The organism is Paenibacillus sp. A3M_27_13, from assembly GCF_024213315.1.
GTDB classification, from domain to species: Bacteria; Bacillota; Bacilli; order Paenibacillales; family Paenibacillaceae; genus Paenibacillus; species Paenibacillus polymyxa_B.
On the sequence record NZ_JANAVE010000007.1, the window covers coordinates 226,490 to 249,201 of the forward strand.

A 22,712-nucleotide genomic window follows, 5' to 3' on the forward strand; every position below is an offset into this window, starting at 1 on the left:
AAAAATCTGTTCCCCTTGTTAGAGGAACAGATTTTCATTCAGGTCGTTGCACGCTCAATTAGTGCAACAGGCAGCAGATTGACAGGTTGTACCTGCTCCCCTTCCGCCTGCCTGCGGATCAGCTCGACCGCCAGTCTGCCGATGTCTGCAATCGGCTGTCTTACCGATGTAAGTTCCGGCGTCAGCCAGGAAGCAACGCTTACATCATCGAAGCCTACAATGCGCACATTCTCTGGCACATGCCTTCCAGCGCGAATATATTCTTTCAGCGCAAAAGCGGCAATAATATCACTTGTTGCGAACACTCCATCCACATCCGGATGTTCATGAACGAGTTTTGAAATGATTCGCTCGTACTCCTTCTGATCGAACACATTCAAGTCTGTTTGAACGATCACATGCTCGACACCATTCCTGCCCACGACATCCCGGAATGCTTTGGTCCGCTCATTGGACAGCATGTTCAGCTCCAGATTTCCGCAGATATGCGCAATTTTCTGGCAGCCTTTGCGAATGAGCAGCTCCGTAGCCAGCTCGCCTCCGCGATAATTATCCGAGGATATGTAAGGAATATACGGGTCGATCTGCCTATCAAACGTCACGATCGGTGAATTCAAATGTCGGTACTCTTCTACTTCTAATGTATGGCTACCCATAATGATGCCATCCACCCGGTTCCGCTTCAACATATCGATATATACTTTTTCCTTCACGGGATCCATATGTGAATTGCACAGCAGGACCTTGCAGTCATGCTGATAGGCATAATACTCGACCTGATTGGCAAGCTCACCGAAGAAAGGATGCGAGACATTGGGAATAATAAGGCCAATAATATTGGACTGCTTACGTAGCAGAGATCGTGCTATTTCATTCGGTTGATAATTAAGCTCCTCCATTGCGTCAAACACTTTTTTGCGTGTAGTTTCGCTGATATATCCTCGGTTATTCATTACACGGGATACTGTAGTGACTGACACGCCCGCTTTTAATGCTACATCATGAATTGTCGCCATATTAACCTCTTCCCGCACAAAATAAATACATACAAACTATACTCTCTCCTCATCATTTCAACAACCTTACATAACGGAAGGCCTCAAAATGGCCTTAAATGTTAGGTGACTGAACTTTGCGAATCCAAAATTAAAGGTCACAATTGCTCTAAACCATAATGATAGCAAGGCCCCCTTAAAAAGGTCTTGCTATCTTTTCTTTAACCATCCTTCTTGGATTCAACTTCCCCGCCGGACGTAAAGGCTCTGGTTATCGGGGTGAGTAGCGTAGCGGCCCAGCGGTGCATTTTTAAACCACAACTTGATAAAATTTAGGTTTTTTTAAATTATGTTTCAAGCGTTAAGTTTGCTATAGTCTACGCCTCAATTTCAAGCTACAATGAAGATACCAAATATGGAAGCGTTTTATATTTTTTCGGTAAGCCGGTCAATACTTGAAATAATGTATCATTGTCAGCCGCTTCTTTCATGTTTGGTCAATCTTTTATGGAGGTGTAACATGAAGAAGAAATCTTGGTTTACTTTACTGGCAACTGGAATTGTCTCTCTGTTTTTTTCAGTAAGCGTTTATGCGGGGAATGTTTTTTGGGAACCACTTAATGGTTTCAATTCTGGTGCATGGCAAAAAGCGGATGGATATTCCAATGGGAACATGTTTAATTGCACTTGGCGTGCCAATAATATCAATTTTACGAACGATGGCAAAATGAAGCTTGGCTTAACAAGTTCTGCGTACAATAAATTTGATTGCGGAGAGTATCGATCGACGAACACTTACAGATACGGCTTATACGAGGTCAGCATGAAGCCGGCTAAAAATACAGGGATCGTATCTTCCTTTTTTACGTATACGGGACCTACTGATGGCACGCAATGGGATGAAATAGATATTGAATTTTTAGGCAAAGACACGACAAAAGTGCAATTCAACTATTATACAAACGGGGTCGGTGGTCACGAGAAGATTGTAGACCTGGGCTTCGATGCATCAAAAGGCTTTCACACCTATGCATTCGATTGGCAGCCAGGATACATTAAGTGGTATGTTGACGGGGTTCTAAAGCATACGGCAACTACAAACATACCAAGCACGCCAGGCAAGATTATGATGAATTTATGGAATGGCACTGGCGTTGACGACTGGCTAGGTTCGTATAATGGAGCGAATCCGCTATACGCTGAATATGATTGGGTAAAATACACGAGCAATTAGCCCATAGTACCAAAAGCAGCCCTGTAGTGGCTGTTTTTTTTGATGATGCATTCGGCCATGAATAAAATCGCTGGAAATCTATTCAAAGCTGGCGATCACCGATGCGCAGCTGAATATAATCAGGTATTTAATAAATCCCCTGTTTAACCCATATGTTTGCGGATGGTTAGCATTTTCCTGCTTCAATTACTTTAAAGATACCAATACAGGAAAGGGGTTATGTAACTCCAATCGGTTTATAACTCAGGAATCAACTTTAATGAAAGGAAGTCAGACAACAAGTATTACGTTTGAAGGAATCATCCCCGGTTCAGCTTCAAGTTCAAGCTTATATTGCTGTCCATTCCACCTTAGGATACTCACGCTCGCGTTTTCTATTTTCTTTCCTGACCATATACTGCTTATTGACATCTGCTTAGCGACTCGCTTTGATACATTAACATGTGCCTTTCAAGGCTTTTTGGACGTTGGCTTCAATTATGAACAGGCTAGCTTAGGTTTGAAATATGTCCCTAGCAATTCATTGACCAGTAAAAGTATGGATGATATAATCATAAAAGGAAAAAATCATTGGTATAGAGCCCTGTGTGAATGGGCTTTTCTCATAGTTTCTTTTGTAAGCGCGTACAATGATTATTTTCCATATATACCACGGAGGAGGCGATCAAAGAATCCATTTTATCAAAATAAATGTCTTCTTTTTTTTTTATTTTTAATGCAACCGGTTGCATTATCTATTCCACTAAATATTATCAGGAGGTTGTTAACTTGCTAGGAAAAAAAACTGGGAGTTTTATTTCTTGGTTGATTATTTTGTCGCTTTGCTTCAACTTCTTCGGTTTACCCGGCGTAGCTTCGGCCAGTAGCACCGATTATACAGCCACCTACACGAATTCCACAGCGACTACCCTTCCCTCTACAACCGCTTCGATCACGTCTACCGTTACCGCAACGTATGCACCTACCACAATACCTAAATCAACTCAAACTGGGTTAACGGTTCACTTTAAGAAACCTTCAAGCTGGAATTCAGCGATTCGAATCCATTACTGGAATCTGAATCCGACAACCGTTCCGATAAGCGGAGCGTGGCCGGGAATCCTGATGAAGTCGGATGGAAACGACTGGTACAGCTACACCATTGCCGAGGCCACAGGCTCAAGTCTCATCTTTAATGACGGTAGCGGCAAACAGACGGCCGACTTGTCCCGCAGTGTGAAAGAGGGCTGGTATTACACAGATAACACATGGTATGATACCAGCCCGGAAATGCCTAAAATTCCGGCGATTTCCGCCTCTCCTGTACCCAAAACATATGATTCGTCCCAATCGGTGACGCTTTCCAGCACCAACAGTGACGATAAGATTTACTATACGATAGACGGCTCGACACCTACGACATCCTCTACCTTGTATACCTCTCCAATCCAAGTTGCTTCCTCTTTGACCATTAAGGCCTTCGGTGTCAACTCAATCGGTCAAACTGGAAATGCATCCTCTTTCGCTTATATGATTGACCTGAATTCAGATCTGCAAGCTCCGACAATCACAGCGAATTTGCCTACCAGACATTCCGATTCCTCCGTGACTGTATCCTTCAACCTAAATGATAACAAGGCGGCAACGACCAAGGCATACTACACGGACGATGGTACGGAACCAACCATAAACTCGAAAGTATATATCCTCGGCAACGCTATGGCCGGATTGACCGGACCGTCCATCCTTATTTCCAAGACCACGACATTAAAATTTCTCGTTATAGACGGCGCTGGCAATCAAACCAAACAAAGCTTTGTTTATAATATTGGAAATAAAGGTGATTTTCGGGAAGATACTATTTACTTCGTGATTACTTCCCGGTTCTATGACGGTGATCCGAGCAACAACATGCACGCATGGGATGATGCCAAGGCGCGTAATCCGGATTCGGACCCGGCTTGGAGAGGGGACTTTAAGGGGCTGATTCAAAAGCTCGATTATATCAAAGCCCTCGGATTCAGCGCCGTCTGGATTACACCTGTTGTGCAGAATGCCAGCGGTTATGATTATCATGGTTACCATGCAATAAATTTCGCCAAAGTAGACCCAAGATATGAATCAGCGGGAGCTTCTTACCAGGATTTGATCAATGCGGCCCATGCCAAAGGGCTGAAGGTTATTCAAGACATCGTTGTCAATCATACCGGTAATTTCGGTGAAGAGAATCTGTACCCCATGTTCAAGAAAGATCCGGCTAAACCGGATACGGCTAACAACTTGGTGAAAACTACGGATAAGCTGCCGTCAAACTATGATACTATGACACCCGATCAGCAGTATCAGGCAAGGCTCGCTTTAATGAAGAACGCGGAAACGAACAATAACATTTACCATACAGAGAAAAGTCTCTCCTGGGAATCCTATACTGTTCAAACTGGTCAGATAGCGGGAGATTGCGTGGATTTGAACACGGAAAACCCTGCAGTTAACAAATATTTAATTGATACCTACAATCACTATATAGACATGGGTGTTGACGCTTTCCGTGTCGATACGGTGAAGCATGTGAGCCGGTATATTTTCAATAAATACTATATTCCTGCCTGGAAGACAAGAGGCGGCTCGGATTTCTATATTTTTGGAGAAGTAGCCACCCGTTACAGAGATGTCTGGAACAGTGGAATTCCGGCGATCTCGACGCCATTCTATACTTGGAAAAGCTCGAAATCGTATCCGGGCGATGGAAAGAATGATTACGCCTCCAATAAAGTGTCGGTTGAACAAGAGTGGGCGGACAACTCTACTACAGCAGGACAGCCAACCTCGAACAATGCTCTCTTAAACGGAAATACCTATCATACGCCTGACTATTCAATGAAATCGGGCATGGATGTGATTGATTTTCCGATGCACTGGGCATTCAAGACCGCGCAGGAAGCATTCAATATGAGAAGTGGCGATCAATACTATAATGATGCTACCTGGAATGTAACCTATATCGACTCGCATGACTATGCGCCCGACCAGGCTCCGGAAAATCAAAGATTTGCGGGCACACAGGACACTTGGGCCGAGAATCTCGATCTGATGTTCACCTTCCGCGGAATACCCGCTATCTTCTATGGTTCCGAAATCGAATTCCAAAAGGGGGCTGTCATTGATCCGGGTCCAAACGCACCGCTAAGCAAAACGGGACGGGCATATTTCGGCGATCACATGGAAGGCAATGTTACAGTACAAGATTACGGCAAATACACAAATGCTACCGGCACGCTTGCGGAATCGCTCAACCATCCTCTGGCCAAACATATCAGACAGCTTAATTTAATCAGAAGAGCTGTTCCCGCCTTGCAAAAAGGACAGTATTCCACAGAGAATGTAACGGGCAATCTGGCGTTTAAGAGAAGATATACCGACAGCGCCAAAGGCATTGACAGCTTTGCATTGGTCACGATTTCAGGAAACGCCACATTTACCGGAATTCCGAACGGAACCTATGTGGATGCGGTGACTGGTAATTCCAAAACCGTTACTGATGGCAAGATTACCCTGACATGCTCCGGCAAAGGAAACGCAAGGGTATATGTATTGAATGGCAGCGGTGGAATTGGAGAAACGGGAACCTATCTGAAGTAAGCGGCAGTATGTCTTAGTTAACTGAAGCAACCTCAGTTCGGTATTGCACCGTGCTAAGGTTGCTTCCAATTAAAAAGTATATCCAAGAGAGAGAGTCAGGATATTGCTCTGGACTAAATTTTTAACGGATGGGGAGTGAACCAAGATGCACCAACGACAGCTTCTATGTGCGTACATTCCTCCGTATATTTAATGACCAACAACCATCAAGTATTAACGGGTTCTGGCCGGTCATCCGGATATGTTCTACCGCATACAACGGTACAAGCGTTAGACCAAAAGTACCTAAAGCATATGATAATTGAGGATGTCCTTCATGAATGTATAATGCTATTGCCATAATAATGATAGGCAAAACTGTAATACAATTATTATAGTTGTTTCCTCCATTTGCATTGTATTTCACACACGTTTCTTTAACAATTTTTTCAGCTGTGTGTTCGGGTCAGCAAAAGACTGAATAATCTCCTTCATACCTTCTAGAACGTTTTTTGAAGTTGTTAGATACAAATCTATTACTTCCGCAGGCCAGCTGTTAAAGTTGGCCGTGATTTTTATAACTTCTGTTCTTAAAGAAAAAGCACTTAAATTATTAGGGTCTAATCCCGCATTATTAAGCAAATGGGTCAATCCATGCACAAGTTCTACTCTTGAGCGATCGAGATTTTCAATAGGATTGAAAACATCTAATATATCCCTTAGCTTAGGGATAGCCCAGGTGATTTGTATAAATTTAACCCACGAATTTTTCCTTCTAAGCAACGACTTTGATTTGAATTACGGATATGAGATTATAGGGGGTGTAAAAAACGCCGGTGACCTTAAGCAGGTGACCGGCGTTTTCATATTAGCGTTTCGGCATTTTGCTCTCATCCATGTACAGCAGGTTCCAGCGGTGACCGTCCAGGTCGGCAAATCCTGCGCCGTACATCCAGCCGTCAATTTCACTCGGTTTGCCAAAGATGTTTCCTCCGGCAAACTCTACTTTTTGAATAAAGGCATCTACTTCTTCTCTGCTTTCAGCGCCAATGGAAAATATTACTTCTGCGGTATGGGAAGTATCTGCGATTTTTGAACCTGTAAATTTCTCAAACGCCGCATCCGGGAACAGCAGAATCGTTGTTTGGCCTATGGCAAGCTTGGCTCTCTCGTTACCAACGCTAGCCGCATGGAATCCAATCTCATTGAAAAAGGCAGTTGACCTCTCAACATCTTTGACCGGCAGATTAATCCATATCTCCTGTGACATGGCTGTAGCCTCCTGGAATATATTTCCAACTACTCCTACTATACTCTACTTCTGGCAGCAGAAGCGAATCTTATAAAAGAAACCGCAAGGTATCGATCTAGCCAAGAATGGATTTCGCATCAAAGTAATGACTCTCTTACAACAATTCTGCACTCTTCAAGTTCTTCGGGATCCGTATCTAGGTAAAGAAGCTTCCAGTCAGTTGGGTATATTGAATGCGCATGCCGATAATGGATACCCAAAGGTGTCACTGAAGCAAAATCATATATTTTCAAAGAATCTGATTTTAGGGGCATCATCGTTCCTCCCTTTAGCTTATAACTATATTTATTGGCAATAAGATTTTTTATATTTATAAAACAATAAAATATCCGAGTATCAATAAATTGAATACGATTCAGTCAAGAATATATTCAACTCTTCATGCGTAGTTAGAGCTTTCACACTGAATTCCGTCTTTTAACCGAGATGGGGGGCGCTGAAGCTTAATCATGGAGCTTGCAACTGGAGCACTTGCGTAGGAAGCCCTGTTCAACTTTAACGGTGGAGAGTCTTAGCGAAAGAATCTCCATTTCAAGTTATTACTTAGTTATACAAATTCTTTAGATTTTCTTTAGAAATATACTCATTAATTCCTTAGTTTTTTTTATTATGCTTTCTGAAAGAAAAAGAGAGAAGTTCAAAATGGTCAGTAATAACTTAATAAATCTAATTAACGCTATGCCTATCTATTCTTATTTCGCCCTCTCTCTGAGTTCTTTTAGAATACAATCCCATATGAAACTTCATCTAGTATCCTCGTATCTGGCCCACGGTAAGGATGAAGCGTACGTAGCCACAATAATTGAACATAAACCCGCTTGCATACTCCCATCAACAATGCCGATCGTATGGAGTTGTTCATAGAGATTGCGCTAGGTGTAACCATCACACAGTACCCCGCAGGCAGCTTATTCACAGCCACTGCTAACTGAACCAAGTAGTTTGCTTGCCAGGCGGATATGGAAGCTATACTTAACCTGCTAGTTTATTTTGCTGACGCTATTTGTCCTAGCAACGCGGTTTGAATGAAAATGCTAACGGTTTACTGCTGGGTTCCTCCCCAAGAGTACTGATGGCTTGGGTCACGGATGAAGATCTCCTTCATTTACTGGATCTAATTAACCACCGACCCCGAAAATGTCTGGATTGGAGGACCGCTCACGAATCTTTCACAGAAGTCCTGTCGCATTTGGTTTGACAATCCGTCTTGTATTAAAAATATCGATATTATTTTGTCCGAAGGTGGAGTCGACGACACAATGAGAGAATTGCTTCGAAAGCTTAAAATTTTACAGCTATTTTTGGCTTTGTACCGTGCTAAAATTATTAGGATACTGATTCCTGTAGCTATTTTAGTCATTATCTATGTGTATGGAAGACACGAGATTCAGAATATTAACTTAGCTAAAATTATTCATGAATTACGCATGATGCCCGTTCATGTCGTTATTCAATTGATCATTGCTTCTTTTATAGCGGTATCTGTAATGAGTACTTATGATTATTTAATACGAAAACAATTTAAGCTTGATATCAATTGGAAAACGACTTATCGATATGCATGGATAGCCAATACATTTAATAATATGATTGGGTTCGCTGGTCTTACCGGTCTAGGACTACGTACATTACTGTATAAGAGAAGTGGCGTTCCTATGAAAACAATGGGAGCTGCTGCACTCTTTTTATCGCCTATCGTATTAGTCGGTCTATCTTTACTTGGCTGTCTTGTACTGGTCGGTGTTTTTCCTGTTGAACCTATTTTTGAACAACTTCCTTGGCTTCGTATCGGTGTATGGGGAGTTTCATTGTACTTACCGTTCTTCCTATTAATGCAACGATCTTCCCTGTTCGCCAAATGGTTTCATAAGGGCGATGGCAAGTTACCTTGGAAAGTAGTCATCGCTTCTCTAGGTTCCTCTGTTCTAGAGTGGGCTTGTGCAGGGGCATTATTTTGGTTATTCACTTTTTATGATCTGAATCATTTACCGTTTGCCCCGGTATTCGGTGTGTATATTGTAGCAGCAATTGCAGGGATTATTAGTATGGCGCCAGGTGGTATTGGAGCATTTGATCTGATCGTGTTGCTTGGACTTCAGACATTAGGTGTTGATCCATCACGTGCACTAACGATTTTGTTATTGTTCCGCATTTTTTACTTTGTAGTTCCTTGGTTGATCGGTCTTGTGCTAGCTACGTTTGAGATGAGTCCGAACAGTAAACAAATGCGTGAAATGATTACAACTAGTCTGGACGCTTCACGTAACACATGGGTCAAATTCTGGGGCTGGCCTTCTCATTTCGGTCTACTTAGTGATCTAGGAGCATGGGCGCTTGGAAAGTTAGTATTCACCAGTGGTATCATATTACTACTTTCTGCGGCTACCCCAGGCCTAATTGCTCGCCTACGTTTTATGGAACATGTGTTATCTTTACCTATTATGCGTTTTTCAGAACAGTTATCTGTGACTATCGGTATTATGCTTATTATCGTATCACGTGGTATTTCAATGCGTACTCGTCGCGCTTACATATGGACGGGAGCATTGTTGTTAGCAGGTGCTATCTTCACATTTGCCAAAGGGTTCGATTACGAGGAAGCTATTATTTTACTTATTGTTGCATTGGTGCTATGGATATCACGGGCTCGATTTAACAGTGAAAGTGCTAGTATTTCTTTACGTAGTATCTGGATTTGGGCGTTCCTTGCTTTTATCTCATCGTTATCGTATTACGTTATTGGTACACATATTCATCCAGCTATTTTGCGACATCTACCAATGCGTACTCAACAATGGTTTTTGAACCCGCATGAATATGCAGTGACGGCCCTTGTTGGATTAATCGGTGCTTTAATTTTAATGGCATCTATATTCACCTTACGCCCGCATCGCTACACAGGAATACGTCCAGATGAGGCGGGTATAGAGAAATTAACTCAATTTATTGCCAAAGAAGACGGTAATCTTTTGACTCATCTTCTCTATCTAGGAGACAAAAATTTTTATTGGGCGCAAAATGATCAAATTTTAATTCCCTATTCTCGAGTGCGTCACAAATTAATTGTACTTGGCGACCCAGTTGGTAATAAAAATCTTGTCTCTGCTGCGATTCAAGAATTTCAGAGGTATGCGGATCAGTATGCATTAACCGTTGTTTTTTATCAAGCAACACCTGAATATCTATCGATCTATCATGAGAATGGTTACAAATTCTTCAAACTAGGCGAAGAAGCTTTGGTTCCTCTAACTACATTCACATTAAGTGGGAAAAGTAAGCAGAACTTGCGAACTGCTAAAAATAAATCAGATCGTGAAGGTCAAATATTTGAAGTGCTTGCCCCACCCTATCATTCAGAATTACTGTCTGAATTACGTCAGATTTCGGATGAGTGGCTAGGCGATCGTAAAGAAAAAGCTTATTCTTTAGGCTGGTTCAACGAAGCGTATATTCAACGCTCTCCCTTAACATTGCTTCGTAATGCTGAGGGTCACATTTTGGCTTTTGCAACATTAGCTCCAGCTTATGACCAAAATAAAGTGATCTCAATTGATCTGATGCGCCATTTGAATGATACACCGAATGGAACGATGGATGTGTTATTTGTACGTATAATTGAATGGGCAAAAGAACAAGGTTATTCTTATTTCAATTTGGGTATGTCTCCTCTCTCCAGTGTGGGTGAAAATCAGAATGCGCATCGTGAAGAAAAATTAGCTCGGCTGGTGTTCCGATATGGTGGGCACTGGTATGGATTTGAGGGATTGCGCCGTTACAAGGAAAAATTCTCACCTGAATGGCAAGCAAGATATTTAGCTTATCCGGCAGGTATGACACTTCCAATGCTTACGCTGGATCTTGTCCGACTGGTATCTCGTCGTCCAGAACAAGTAGAGCTTCTTTAACCTTCAGAATAAATTCTTTGGATAGGCTACAGTTACGTGGACTGAAAAAATGAGGGTAATAGAATGAAAGTAATTATTTTTCACGGTTAGATATTCGCAATTCCTTCACATCCTAAGGTGGTCAAATGACCACCTTTTAATGTTTTGACTCAACTATTCTACCTACACTCTTCTAGACATAAAAAACGTGGTTTATTGTATTAGATAACAGATAAACTAGAGGTATTGGTTGGATCAATAAAAAGATATTTAAGGATCAGAGCTTGAAAAAAAAGCTCTTTCAGCAAAAAGAATACTGTCAGTCCTACTGCTTATTAGGTTCTTCCCAATCAGTTCATGAAATATATCTTAATTTAATATGTTTAGAAGCTCTGTACAGCGACGACTTCACGGCAGCTTCGCTCTTGTTTAAAATTTTAGCTGTTTCTTTTATGGAGTATCCTTGGACTAGGCGCAATTCGAGTACAGTCCTTTGCACGTCATTACTTACCATCAAAAGAATTCGCTCGACTTCCTCTTGAATTACAAAATCGAGGGTATCCCAGTGATAATCAAATAGTTCTCTATGTGAAGAGTATTCTCTCATCTTTTTTCGTTTTCTTAATACATCTATAGCAAGATTTTTGGCATTACTTTTCCTTCCTGCTTCGATTGCTTTTCAACAAATACTGCACCCTCAACAATACCTATTTACGTTTCATGAACATTTTTCAATAAAATTATTCGTATCTCAATGCATCTATCGGCTTCAATCTCGCTGCTTTATAAGCTGGGTATACCCCAAATAAGATACCTATACCTGCAGAGCTAAGAAACGAATATATGATCGGCGAGACCGTGAATTCAATGGTCATACGAGTTGTTGCTTCAATTATTTTAGACGCTCCTATGCCAGCAGCAACCCCAAGTATACCTCCCATTAGACCGAAAATGACTGCTTCGAACAGGAATTGAATCATAATATCTCTAGGCTTGGCGCCAATCGCTTTGCGAATACCGATTTCTCTTGTACGCTCTATAACGGAGACCATCATAATATTCATAATTCCGATTCCCCCTACCACGAGCGATATTGCGGCTACACCTCCCAGCAATTTGCTCATGATATTATCTACACCCAAAGCTGCACCTGCTGCTTCGGACAGACTCATAGTTTGAAATTGATCCGGTTCTGAGGGTTTTAGCTGATGCGTCACACGCAAGCTCCCCAATATATCTGAATGAGCTTGATCCATCTGACCTGGTGACTTGGCGGAGACATCTAGGCTGGTGATATTTTTCTCACCCAGACGGTTCATCATGGTTGTAGCAGGGATGTAAATTTGATCATTTGTACTGCGGCTTAAATTCGTAACGGGCTGAGAATTCAATACTCCGATCACTTTGAAGGGGATCTGTTTAATTTGAAACGTTCGTCCCACCACGTTTTTGGTATCCCCACCAAAAAGACGTACAACCGCTTGGCTTTCCAGAATAGCAACATTCATACGTTTATCCAACTCATCGTTGGTAAATGTCCTGCCTTCAGCAAAGGAAAACTTTTTAACTTTATAAAATGAAGCGGATGTTCCTATAATAGTTGCATTATAGTTATATCGACCCCATACAACTTTTGAATTGCTCGAAATACTGGGCATTAATGCCGCAATCGAACTCTTTTGTTCCATTGCCTTGATATCAACCCACGTAAAGGAGGGCAAGTTGTCCCCATTGATTTCTTCCTCGGTCATTGGCATGGCTGGAGCAACCATAATCACGTTATTCCCTAGACTATTTATTTCCTCCTTAATACTGGCTTTAGAACCGTTTCCGATTGCCATAATGGCAATAACCGCTGCCACCCCAATAATAATACCGAGTATCGTTAAAAATGAACGCATCTTGTTGGTGGTTAAGCTATTCATTAATACACGGATCGTTTCCATCACATTCATAGGCTTACCGTCCTTGATGAAATTCGTCTATTCGTAATTTGCTCATCCCGCTCAATATTGCCATCCCGAAAACTAATCAATCGTTTGGCATATTCAGCTATTTCCAGCTCATGAGTAACCAGAACTATAGTTTTTCCCAGCTCATTCAACCCTTGAAACAGTTCCATAATCTCAATACTCGTTTTCGTATCCAGTGCGCCCGTAGGTTCATCTGCCAGCAGAATAACAGGATTATTTACCAATGCACGTGCAATGGAGACACGCTGCTGCTGACCACCAGAAAGCTCGTTAGGCTTGTTATACATCCGTTCGGCAAGGCCAACGCTTCGTAGCGCCTCCACGGCTCGTTCCCGGCGTTCCTTGGCAGGTATACCTGCATACATCATAGGTAGCTCTACATTGGCTAATGCTGTAGTTCGGGGAAGTAAATAAAATTTTTGAAACACAAAACCTAGTTTCTGATTTCTAATCTCCGAAAGTTCTTTCTCACGAGCATCCAATATGGAATACCCATCCAGGTAGTATTTTCCGGTATCCGGATGATCCAGGCAACCAATGACATTCATCATGGTAGACTTGCCCGAACCAGAGGGTCCCATGATAGCAACAAACTCACCTTCGCTAATGGATAAATTCACGCTGCGCAGAGCCTGAATCTCCTGACCGCCTACTTCATACATTTTTTTCAGTTCTTTAATTTCGATCACCGTTTTATTGGATTGAGTTTCGCTCATTGTGCCTGCCCCCCTCCACTGCCATTCGGATCAGCACTGCTGTTCTGAGGAGGAATAACAATAGTTTCGCCTTCCTTGACACCAGACTTGATTTCGGCCTGATCCGCTGTATAGACGCCTAGTTTCACCGGTCTAAATCCATAATCAGCAGGATTTGCCGCGTTCTTCGCCACATATACTCCATCTACACCACCTTCAGATCTCAATGCAAACAATGGCACAGACAGCGCGTCTTTGTGTTCAGCTAACAGAAGGGATACATCCATGTTCATCCCCGGTTGCAGCCTTATTTTTTGGCTATCCAAAGACAATTCAACTTTGTATGTAGTCACATTGGATTCCACAACTGGCTCTGGAGAAACAAAAAGAACTTCTCCTTTGAATTGCTTGTCCGGAAATGAATTGGTATGCATTGTAGCCTGAAGTCCGGTCTTCAATTTGGCGATATCACTTTCGTTAACCTTGGCACTAACCTTCATGACCCCTGTATTGGAGTTATTCATTATGATAAAAGGTGCAGTAGGACTGGTGCCCACATCGCCGTTGACCTTCAAAACAATCCCATCCCACGGCGCCGTAACCTGTAATTTATTCAGAACACTTTTCTTTTGCTCCAATTCTGTTTCGGCCTGCTGTAAAGAAGCCTGTGCAGATTGAATGTTGGAAGCTTCAGGCGGGGACTGTGCTGCCTTTAATTGAATTAAAGCGGTTTTATAACCCATTTCAGCATCTTCAATAGCCTGGTTTTGTCTGATCTGTGCCTTCTTGTATTGAAGCTCGGCATTACTCATATCCAATTTTGCCTTATCCAAGCTTTGCTTGGCCGTCGCCAGGTCACTTTCTGCGGCCGCATCATTCTGAACTAGATAAGTCTGGTCATCATAATCCTTCTGGGCTTTATCCAAGGTCACCTTGGCAACCTCTTTTTGTGCAGCGGCTTCCTCTAACTCCGTCCCGTCCTTGGCTGTTTTAATCGCCATCTGTGTCTTTAGGACATTTGCCTTCTGGAGCTCAATATCAATTTGCTTTGGTCCACGCTTGGCTTCCTCTAGCTTGGCCCTTGCAATCGCAACATTGGACTGGGCATCTTTAATTTGTAATTTGGCATCTGAATCATCTAAACGAGCTAAAACCTGGCCCGCCTTAACACTATCTCCTGCTTTGACATTGACCGCAATGAGCTTGGCACCCTCGACATTTGTAAAATTAATATTCACTTCCTTGGAAGCCTGAACGGTCCCAGTCACGGCAAGCGATTCGGTTATATTGGTTTTTTTCACCTGAACAATCTGATTCGCAGGACCCTCCACGGGCTTTTCCTGCCCCCTATTCATATAAACAGTACCACCGATTCCCACTATAATGATCAAGGCCAGAATACCTATGATCACTTTTAATCTTCTTTTTTTTCTTAATATTTGCAATGCATCTTTTTTTACTGTTTCCGGCAATGTCATATCCCCTTAAATATATTTTTTTAAATCCTATACACTCCACGGTTTGTTTAAAGCATGTTGTAACTGTGTCATTTGAACAATCAATTCATCCATATTCCGTTCTATTTGCTTCACTTTTAACTGATTAGTAGCGACCTCCGTACCTGTGGCAAATCCCCGTTCCTTTTTTTTACGAGAAATGTTTAATACTTTATTAGCGTTCTGCAGATTACTTTGCAGTTGTTCGTATTGCTCATCATTTTGCTGTAAATTAAAGTACATACTCTTCAATGTTTCTGCCAATTGGTCTTTGGTATTTTCCAGTCCACCTTGTGCTGAATCTACATCAATCTGTTTAATTTCATAATCATCATTCCCTGAGTTCCACGTGTAATATTTAACTTCCATCTTTGCCAGCTTGACAGCCTCCTCCTGTCTCCATACCGAAGGACTCGCCGAAATGGCACGTGTCACAAGCGTATCCAAATTCGTGCTATCCATTTTTCGGTAAACAGGTCGATCCACCAGTTCATAGACCGTACCTTGCGGTTGCCCCATTTGGGTATTTAGTGAATCCATCGCTTTTTGCAACGCAGCTTTTGCAATCTCTATATTTTTTTGTGCTTCTATACGAGTCTGAATAATGCTGCTTTGATCACTTGGAGAAATTTTTCCACGGTTGGCTTTTGCCTCAGCAGCTTTTTCCTCCAATAATGCAAGCGAAAGTGCATCCTCACTGCTCTTCACCTTGTTATCAGCCAGAAGTACCTCATAATAGTTCTTCATTGTAGTGTAGTCTGTCTGATCTTGGGCAAGCTCGATTTGCTTCTTGGATTCCAGATAAGAAACCGTCGATGAGGCATACCCCTTCCATGCTGAACTACTGGCCGCATCCTCTTCTCCATTACCTGTACCTGCGGGAATGAAGTCCAGATTCTTACCTGCATTTTTCAAGTTAATCCGATTGCGATCTATCGTTTGCTGGGCCTCCTTCAAGCTAAAGCTATTGGATCGCGCCCATTGCTGGGCTTGACTCAATGTTAGTTTCACACTTGCATTGGAAGCCAATTGCTGCCCCTCTGCTTGAACAAAGGACCCTGAAAAAGAACTGGTTGATAAGGCCAACAGCAATAAAATGAACATACGTTTTTTCATAGAACCCCCTCTTTCTATTTTTAAATAATTGTACAAACACATTCTTATATGAATTATCTATTGTTCTCTTTTGAGCAACTACAAATGAATCATAGACACGTGCAGATTGCTTTCTGCTTTGGCTAAAAGTATTTCGGGATGAAACGATCTAGCAATGTAATCATATGTCAGGGTTTTCTCATAAAATGAGATATGAATGAGCGTCTCTCTTTACTCAGCAGAAACATGACGCTCGCCTCCTTTCAGAGTCAGGCGATTTCTATGTCCCCGTAGGTATGATAAGGCTATGCCCGCCGATCGGTACAACAGCTCTCCGGCTAGGATACCGCCAACGACATCTGCTAGTACATGCTGCTTGACCAGCAAAGTGGACGCTATAATGACAATAGACATCGCGGTGACTGCCCAGCGAATCGTTCTTCCGAATACCCTTGCTCCACGAAGCATCAGGTAGCTGGTTAGCACATGAATGCTCGGGAAACAGTTAAACGGCTGGTCATGGCTGTACACCAACCAGACCAAACGGTTGATGACGCCTGTCTGGGCTAGATTGTCTGGACGGTGAACAGCCGTTTGGAAAAGGGCATAGACGATATAAGAAAGGATCAGCCCTCCACAGAGCGCAAGTAGCGTCCGGTAATAAGCTGTTCTGTCCTTGAACGCAAGTCCGATCAGTACAGATGCAATGAACGGGTACCAAAGAACATAAGGAATAATAAAGGACGGAACGAATGGCGTTAGGCGATCTAGATCCGTTACGAGGCTATAGACGTGTTCGGTAGGATGGTTAAGTATACCGTAGAAAATATACAATAACGGAACCACTGTAAGCCATAGAAGAGACAGCCAAGTTGAAAGGAAGGTTTGTTTTGTAGGGTGAGTCACGTTATCATCTCCTGATTAGGTTCATCTATAGCAATGAACCCATCATAATGATAAACTCTGAAGAACTTTAGAGGATTTTTCTAAAGAATTCCTTAACATTAGTTGGTAAGGGGTATTCCCTCTCACATCTTATTTATAGGGAATCTTATCAACAATTTACGTAATAAAAAGCCTCGCCAACTTTTTTGTTGGCAAGGCTTTTTGGGTTCTTCAATCAGATCAGCTTTCTGATTTTCATGCACTTCTTGCAGACTTCGAGTCTGAATAGTGTACATATCTTCAGATTTTCTTTAGATATATCCTCGTAAAATCCTTAGATTTTTTCGTTACTATTTTTATATTGATATAAATAACAAAACGAGGAGATATGGCAATATGTTTTGGATTATTCCTTCCAGTTGTTCGGTATATCATCCCTTTATTTGTTGGGTACCCAAAAGGGAGAAATTAAATAATGGGGGAAAAACAGTTGAATATCAGTGAATGTCTACTTTTTTTGCAAGGTTTTCTCACAAATCCACAACGAGTAGGAAGTGTTATACCTAGCTCCCGATTTCTAGCAGCTAAAATCGTTGAGTCTATACCATGGAATGAGGTAAAGGCAGTCGCAGAACTCGGGTCAGGTACAGGTGCTATTACACGTTTCATGAAGCCACAGTTAACCGGATCAACAAGAGTGCTATTGTTCGAAAGGGATAAGAAAATGAGAGCTACTCTGAAGACAAAATACCCGGATTTCGCGTGTCATTCAAACGCTTGCCAATTAATCAAAAAATTGAATCAAGATGACATCGGCCAGCTTGATTGTATTATTAGCGGATTGCCATTTTTTAATTTTACGAGTGAAATGCGAGAAACCTTACTTAGTCAGATTATTAAGGCACTAAAACCAGAAGGGATTTTTGTCGCTTATCAGTACTCACTTCAAATGAAAAAAAAATTTGCCGAAGATTTAATCATCGAAAAAATCGAGTTCGTACCTTTCAATTTCCCTCCAGCTTTTGTATATACCTGTCGCAAAAGGGGAGGCAATAATCGGTATTAATAAACTTTTCGTAGCAATCATTGGGTTTGTCTTAATTATAGAATTTTAGTAGCCGTAATCATAAAAAGTAGGAAAGGGGCATCATGTAATGGATACAATACTTGTTGTAGGTGACGATACAGAGATTCGAGATGTCATTCACGTTTATTTGCGCAATGAAGGATACTTTGTCATAGAAGTTGCAAATGGTCTGGAAGCGTTAGATTTAATAAGATCAATCTCTTTCGAACTGGTCATCTTAGATATTAAGATGCCACAAATGGATGGCATTAATGCTTGCATTAAAATAAGGGAAATATCGAGCACCCCCATTATCATGCTATCGGGGGAGGAAGAAGATATTGGTAAAATTTCGGGTCTTACTCCCGGTGCGGACGATTACATGATAAAACCCTTTAATCCGTTAGAATTACTCGCTCGAGTAAAAGCTCATTTGCAGCGACAATCATTAATAGGAAAAGAAGAATTTAATTCTGTTATATTCATCAAAGATCTTGTGATCGATAAGAGTAAACATTCCGTTACATTGAAAGAAAATAACATTTCGCTGACCCCTCTTGAGTTTTCAATTCTAGAGTTGCTTGCAAGCCACCCTGGGCAAGTATTTAGCTTTGATAAGATTTACGAAAGCGTGTGGAAAGATCCTATTGGGTATTCCGATAATACCGTGATGGTCCATATTCGTAATTTACGAGAGAAATTAGAGGAGTTTCCCAGAGATCCTCAGTATATTAAAACGATTTGGGGAGTTGGTTATAAAATTGACTGAACATGTGCAAAAACCAAAACGAAAAAAAAGGATGATTCAGGTCAATATTTTAATCAGAATGATGCTAAGTCTCATTATCGCCACAACCATAAATAACATGCTTATTTTACTTTTACTGGATATTGGCCATGGCATGGAATCCGAGTGGCTCCTCAATTTCATTCCGTATATTTTCCCCCCCCTGTTTATGGTTAACTTTATTATTACTTTCCTAGCTTTAACTCGACGAATCGTAAGAGACTTAATTTCGTTGGAGCAGGGGCTTCAAATTATATCCGAGGGTAATTTAAGCTATCGAGTGCCTGTCATGCGAAATGATGAGCTTGGGAGGGTTGCGTTTAATATCAACTTGATGGCGGAACGTCTACAACAGCAGATCGAAAAGGAACGTGAACTAGAAATCTCCAAGTTGGAAATGATAACAGGCATATCACACGACTTGCGTACGCCACTTACAAGCATTATTGGCTATATAGAACTCTTAAGAACAAATTCATTTCAAAATAAAGATGAATATACGCGATTTGTTCAAAACACTTATAACAAAGCTATTCATTTAAAAAAATTGCTCGATGATTTGTTTGAATATACCCGACTTACTTCGGTCGATACCCGCCTGGACCTAAATAAAATCGATGTATTCCAGCTTCTAGATCAATTAATTTTTGAATTTGAACCGATCGCTCAAGAGAACGGTATCCATATTATTAAAGACTTAGGTAACTCTCCTATTATAACCGTTATTGACAGTAAAAAAATTGCCAGAGCAATCGATAATCTACTCATGAATGCCCTTAAGTACTCTGTAAAGCCAGGAACCGTACGTATTTTAATGAAGTTGGATAATAAGCAAATTAGTATTGAGATCGAAAATAAAGGGAATCCCCTCACACAAGAGCAAGAAAATAAACTCTTCAATCGTTTTTATAAAGTAGACCATTCAAGAAGTAGTGAAGGCATTCAAACGGGAGCAGGTCTGGGCCTTTCTATTGCTAGAAACATTATTGAGTTGCATGGAGGAACCTTAACGCTCATTCATATAAATAACATATTTAAATTTACTCTTACTTTGCCTTTCGAAGGAGTTCTGACCCGTTCCATTGGATCAGAAGAAGGCCACTCCGGCAACCTTGATGTATAAGTAAAAAAACTTAAGCCCCGAACAATACTTTGTCCTGGGCTTAAGTTTTGATTTTTAGTATCCAAATTAAACTTACTCTGTTTTTTAAATAATCTTCGAGAGTGCTGACAGTTAATGTGTTTATGTAAAACAAAAAAGCCGCGCTTATCACGGCCGTACCATAATTAATGCTCATATATTTAGCCTGTTCATTATGCAGCTCTTTTCTCATCTACTCTCTGAAAACAATACCCCGTATATAATGCTTCAATGATAAATTCATTTAATGCCTCCAACATGTATGCAGGTGCATCCCTATCTGCTCCAAATGTTTGCCCGCTATCATGAAGAACGATAACAGCTCCACCCCTTAGCTTGGACAGCAGCCTTTGCTTAATTTTTTGCTTGCCGCCAGAGCTCTTCCAGTCACCTACAATAACAGACCAAAGAATCATGCGAAATTGCTTCATCAGAAAAAAATCAAATAGGTTAATGACTCCCCACGGGGGCCGATAATAGAAGGCTTTCTCCCCAATAATACGATTAATGACATTGGCCGTTTTGTTTACCTGCTCGCGAACCCTCTTAGGACTCATTAAAGCATTTGACCAATGTACATAATTATGGATTCCGACAAGATGTCCTTCATTGTGCATCCGTTGGATTAAATCGGGATATTTCTCTGCTTTGCGACCAAGGACAAAAAAGGTACCCTTTATATTATATTTCTTTAATAAATCAAGCAAAAGAGGCGTAAATTCTGGGTCCGGACCGTCATCAAAAGTTAACGCAATGGGCTGCTCGCCCGTTCCCCTTTTATAAACTCCGATTCCAAATAGTCGGATTATAAGGGTCGGGATAATCGTGTATACGAGTAATGCACTAATGAGAATTATGAATGTCTGCTTCATGATCCTGCTCCTTTTTAACAGTAATAAATCCATGCTTGCCTTTTTTCTAGGAGCATATCTTTATTTCACTGGATCTATTATTCATTGCAATAGTTCCAAAAATAACTTCTAATGAAGCAAACGCGGACTCTTTAGGATGGAGCTGTTTAGTATTTTCTATCATATGTTGAAGAAGTTTTGCATCATCTAGTAATTCCGATAGGCGCTCGGTTAGATCCCCAGATGTCTCTGCATGAATGGCTACCCCAGAACGAACTAAAAATTTGGCATTATCCTGTTCTTGACCAGGAATTGGTTTACAAAGTAGCATCGGCAGTTCCATAGCAATCGCCTCAAAAGTCGTGACTCCTCCTGGTTTGGTAATCATAATATCAGATATAGCCATTAACTCATGAACATAGTTAATATAACCTGTTAAATAGATGCGATGTTTGGAAATTTTCAGACTCTCATTCAATTTCATTCGAAGTTTTTCATTATGCCCACAAACAATGATGAATTGTACAGGCTGTGACAATAGATCAAATTTCTGAATAGTAGAGCTTCCATCGCCAATCATGCCGCAACCTCCTCCCATCACAAGCACAGTAGGCATATGAGGATCTAAACCATACTTCTTAGCTGTTTTCTCTCTTTCTATGGACTGAGAAAATTGCGGGCGAATGGGAATTCCCGTATCTGCAATCCGAGTCTCTTCAACACCTAATTGAATTAAAGAATCACGTACACTTCTGGAACCCACAATATATTGATCTGTATATGGATAAATCCATGAACTATGATCCGTGTGATCGGTAATGATAGTAACAGTATGAATATCGATTGAACCATATGATTTCAACTTCGACATCACGCCTGCCGCCAAAGGGAAGGTGCATACTACAATAGCAGGCTGTATTTCATTAATCAATTTCATCATTCGTCCGATTCCTGTAGAAAAAACGGTCTTTATGATATAGGATAGGGTGTTTTGTCTCCGCGTTTTCTGATATAGATATCCATAAACTTGAGGGAATGTTTTTACGGCTTGGAGATAAACATTTCGACTCAAATGATTCATATAAGGATGGACCCATTCCATAAAATCAATAATGACAGGTTCCATATGAGGAAATCGAATTTGCATCGCATCCTGTATCGCTTGGGCTACTTGAATGTGACCATCTCCATAATTTCCGGTAAGAATCAACATTTTTTCTTTCGTTCCTTTTTTCATGGATCACAGCTCTCCTTTTCAAAAAATCAAATCTCAGAAACGTTTAAGAATCACTTTCCTTTTATGTTAAGAGAAATCGGCATAAACTGAAGGCACAGAAAGGATGCTTTCATATGCCAAAGAAACGATTCTTATTATTGATGATGAAATGAAATTCGGGAGTTGGTGGGGGTATATCTGACCTATGACGATTAATATTTTTAAATCAGCATTTCGCCTTATGTGAAAATCGTTTGAGCTGCTAGAATATATAGCAACAGTGAAATCATAACTTTGTTGTATTTCCTTTAAATCTATCAAAAGAGAACTTGCGAACCTTCGGGCAAATCGAAAATGTATTTAAACATGTGTCGGGTCAGTTTAAAAAAAGGGGAAAATAAAGGCTGGTCTAGCTTTAGAAAAAAATATCCCGCTTGTAATCGATTTACAAACAAATTGATACAAGTTATTACAATGGCGAAACT

At 41.1% G+C, this 22,712-nt stretch carries 17 protein-coding genes; 6 read left to right on the plus strand and 11 right to left on the minus strand.

The features are described from left to right. Window positions 1-38 precede the first annotated feature (38 nt). Window positions 39-1,016, minus strand: coding sequence for a LacI family DNA-binding transcriptional regulator (locus tag NLX82_RS21500; protein ID WP_254349033.1), 978 nt, complete (start codon window positions 1,014-1,016; stop codon window positions 39-41). A 499-nt stretch (window positions 1,017-1,515) separates the two neighbouring features. On the opposite strand from NLX82_RS21500, the gene bglS reads away from it, so the two are divergent. After that, window positions 1,516-2,229 (plus strand): beta-glucanase, encoded by a 714-nt coding sequence (bglS, locus tag NLX82_RS21505; RefSeq protein ID WP_254349034.1) that lies wholly within the window; start codon window positions 1,516-1,518, stop codon window positions 2,227-2,229. A gap of 768 nt (window positions 2,230-2,997) precedes the next feature. Then, the gene (locus tag NLX82_RS21510; protein WP_254349035.1) at window positions 2,998-5,847 is read left to right on the plus strand and encodes an alpha-amylase family glycosyl hydrolase; all 2,850 of its coding nucleotides are present in this window, start codon (window positions 2,998-3,000) and stop codon (window positions 5,845-5,847) included. Window positions 5,848-6,249: 402 nt separating this feature from the next. Here NLX82_RS21510 and NLX82_RS21515 read toward each other — a convergent pair whose 3' ends face one another. Both NLX82_RS21515 and NLX82_RS21520 read right to left on the minus strand, forming a co-directional pair. Next, the gene (locus tag NLX82_RS21515) at window positions 6,250-6,486 is read right to left on the minus strand and encodes a hypothetical protein (protein ID WP_254349036.1); all 237 of its coding nucleotides are present in this window, start codon (window positions 6,484-6,486) and stop codon (window positions 6,250-6,252) included. 208 nt (window positions 6,487-6,694) lie between these two features. Further along, window positions 6,695-7,096 carry a VOC family protein gene (locus NLX82_RS21520; protein ID WP_071558210.1) on the minus strand — a complete coding sequence of 134 codons (402 nt, stop codon included), beginning with the start codon at window positions 7,094-7,096 and terminating at the stop codon, window positions 6,695-6,697. 1,301 nt (window positions 7,097-8,397) lie between these two features. On the opposite strand from NLX82_RS21520, the gene mprF reads away from it, so the two are divergent. Then, window positions 8,398-11,043 carry a bifunctional lysylphosphatidylglycerol flippase/synthetase MprF gene (gene mprF / locus NLX82_RS21525; protein ID WP_076264964.1) on the plus strand — a complete coding sequence of 882 codons (2,646 nt, stop codon included), beginning with the start codon at window positions 8,398-8,400 and terminating at the stop codon, window positions 11,041-11,043. A gap of 334 nt (window positions 11,044-11,377) precedes the next feature. Here the strand turns inward: mprF and NLX82_RS21530 are convergent, their stop codons facing one another. From NLX82_RS21530 to NLX82_RS21555, 6 genes are all read right to left on the minus strand, one after another. Further along, window positions 11,378-11,629 (minus strand): RNA polymerase sigma factor, encoded by a 252-nt coding sequence (locus tag NLX82_RS21530; RefSeq protein ID WP_023990442.1) that lies wholly within the window; start codon window positions 11,627-11,629, stop codon window positions 11,378-11,380. A gap of 133 nt (window positions 11,630-11,762) precedes the next feature. Beyond that, complete coding sequence (locus tag NLX82_RS21535) at window positions 11,763-12,977, minus strand: ABC transporter permease (protein ID WP_254349037.1); 1,215 nt, start codon at window positions 12,975-12,977, stop codon at window positions 11,763-11,765. Further along, on the minus strand, window positions 12,974-13,711 hold the full coding sequence (locus NLX82_RS21540) for an ABC transporter ATP-binding protein (protein ID WP_076264962.1): 738 nt from the start codon (window positions 13,709-13,711) through the stop codon (window positions 12,974-12,976). Before NLX82_RS21540 ends, NLX82_RS21535 begins: the two co-directional genes overlap by 4 nt. Then, window positions 13,708-15,162, minus strand: a complete 1,455-nt coding sequence (locus tag NLX82_RS21545; protein ID WP_076264961.1) for an efflux RND transporter periplasmic adaptor subunit — start codon at window positions 15,160-15,162, stop codon at window positions 13,708-13,710. Before NLX82_RS21545 ends, NLX82_RS21540 begins: the two co-directional genes overlap by 4 nt. Before the next feature lie 33 nt (window positions 15,163-15,195). After that, entirely contained in the window at window positions 15,196-16,302 is a 1,107-nt protein-coding gene (locus NLX82_RS21550; RefSeq protein WP_053326155.1) for a TolC family protein, read from the minus strand. A gap of 210 nt (window positions 16,303-16,512) precedes the next feature. Beyond that, a complete protein-coding gene (locus NLX82_RS21555) occupies window positions 16,513-17,187 on the minus strand; it encodes a phosphatase PAP2 family protein (RefSeq protein WP_028541750.1) in 675 nt (224 codons plus the stop codon). 454 nt (window positions 17,188-17,641) lie between these two features. On the opposite strand from NLX82_RS21555, the gene NLX82_RS21560 reads away from it, so the two are divergent. From NLX82_RS21560 to NLX82_RS21570, 3 genes are all read left to right on the plus strand, one after another. Next, window positions 17,642-18,232, plus strand: a complete 591-nt coding sequence (locus tag NLX82_RS21560) for a class I SAM-dependent methyltransferase (protein ID WP_076264960.1) — start codon at window positions 17,642-17,644, stop codon at window positions 18,230-18,232. Window positions 18,233-18,320: 88 nt separating this feature from the next. After that, entirely contained in the window at window positions 18,321-19,001 is a 681-nt protein-coding gene (locus tag NLX82_RS21565) for a response regulator transcription factor (RefSeq protein WP_053326157.1), read from the plus strand. Beyond that, on the plus strand, window positions 18,994-20,142 hold the full coding sequence (locus NLX82_RS21570; RefSeq protein ID WP_075154804.1) for a sensor histidine kinase: 1,149 nt from the start codon (window positions 18,994-18,996) through the stop codon (window positions 20,140-20,142). Before NLX82_RS21565 ends, NLX82_RS21570 begins: the two co-directional genes overlap by 8 nt. Before the next feature lie 191 nt (window positions 20,143-20,333). Here NLX82_RS21570 and NLX82_RS21575 read toward each other — a convergent pair whose 3' ends face one another. Together NLX82_RS21575 and NLX82_RS21580 are read right to left on the minus strand one after the other, a co-directional pair. After that, window positions 20,334-21,032: a polysaccharide deacetylase family protein gene (locus NLX82_RS21575; RefSeq protein ID WP_023990451.1), complete on the minus strand. Its 699-nt coding sequence runs from the start codon at window positions 21,030-21,032 to the stop codon at window positions 20,334-20,336. Between the two features lie 46 nt (window positions 21,033-21,078). After that, window positions 21,079-22,248 (minus strand): MGDG synthase family glycosyltransferase, encoded by a 1,170-nt coding sequence (locus NLX82_RS21580; RefSeq protein ID WP_254349038.1) that lies wholly within the window; start codon window positions 22,246-22,248, stop codon window positions 21,079-21,081. Window positions 22,249-22,712: the final 464 nt, after the last annotated feature.

Excerpts from the sequence above, each read along its gene's own strand:
- bglS (WP_254349034.1), top strand. The coding sequence starts at position 1,516 with ATGAAGAAGAAATCTTGGTTTACTTTACTGGCAACTGGAATTGTCTCT.
- NLX82_RS21520 (WP_071558210.1), bottom strand. The coding sequence starts at position 7,096 with ATGTCACAGGAGATATGGATTAATCTGCCGGTCAAAGATGTTGAGAGG.
- mprF (WP_076264964.1), top strand. The coding sequence starts at position 8,398 with ATGAGAGAATTGCTTCGAAAGCTTAAAATTTTACAGCTATTTTTGGCT.
- NLX82_RS21500 (WP_254349033.1), bottom strand. The coding sequence starts at position 1,016 with ATGGCGACAATTCATGATGTAGCATTAAAAGCGGGCGTGTCAGTCACT.
- NLX82_RS21535 (WP_254349037.1), bottom strand. The coding sequence starts at position 12,977 with ATGAATGTGATGGAAACGATCCGTGTATTAATGAATAGCTTAACCACC.
- NLX82_RS21580 (WP_254349038.1), bottom strand. The coding sequence starts at position 22,248 with ATGAAAAAAGGAACGAAAGAAAAAATGTTGATTCTTACCGGAAATTAT.
- NLX82_RS21550 (WP_053326155.1), bottom strand. The coding sequence starts at position 16,302 with ATGAAAAAACGTATGTTCATTTTATTGCTGTTGGCCTTATCAACCAGT.
- NLX82_RS21565 (WP_053326157.1), top strand. The coding sequence starts at position 18,321 with ATGGATACAATACTTGTTGTAGGTGACGATACAGAGATTCGAGATGTC.
- NLX82_RS21540 (WP_076264962.1), bottom strand. The coding sequence starts at position 13,711 with ATGAGCGAAACTCAATCCAATAAAACGGTGATCGAAATTAAAGAACTG.
- NLX82_RS21530 (WP_023990442.1), bottom strand. The coding sequence starts at position 11,629 with ATGAGAGAATACTCTTCACATAGAGAACTATTTGATTATCACTGGGAT.
- NLX82_RS21575 (WP_023990451.1), bottom strand. The coding sequence starts at position 21,032 with ATGAAGCAGACATTCATAATTCTCATTAGTGCATTACTCGTATACACG.
- NLX82_RS21560 (WP_076264960.1), top strand. The coding sequence starts at position 17,642 with ATGGGGGAAAAACAGTTGAATATCAGTGAATGTCTACTTTTTTTGCAA.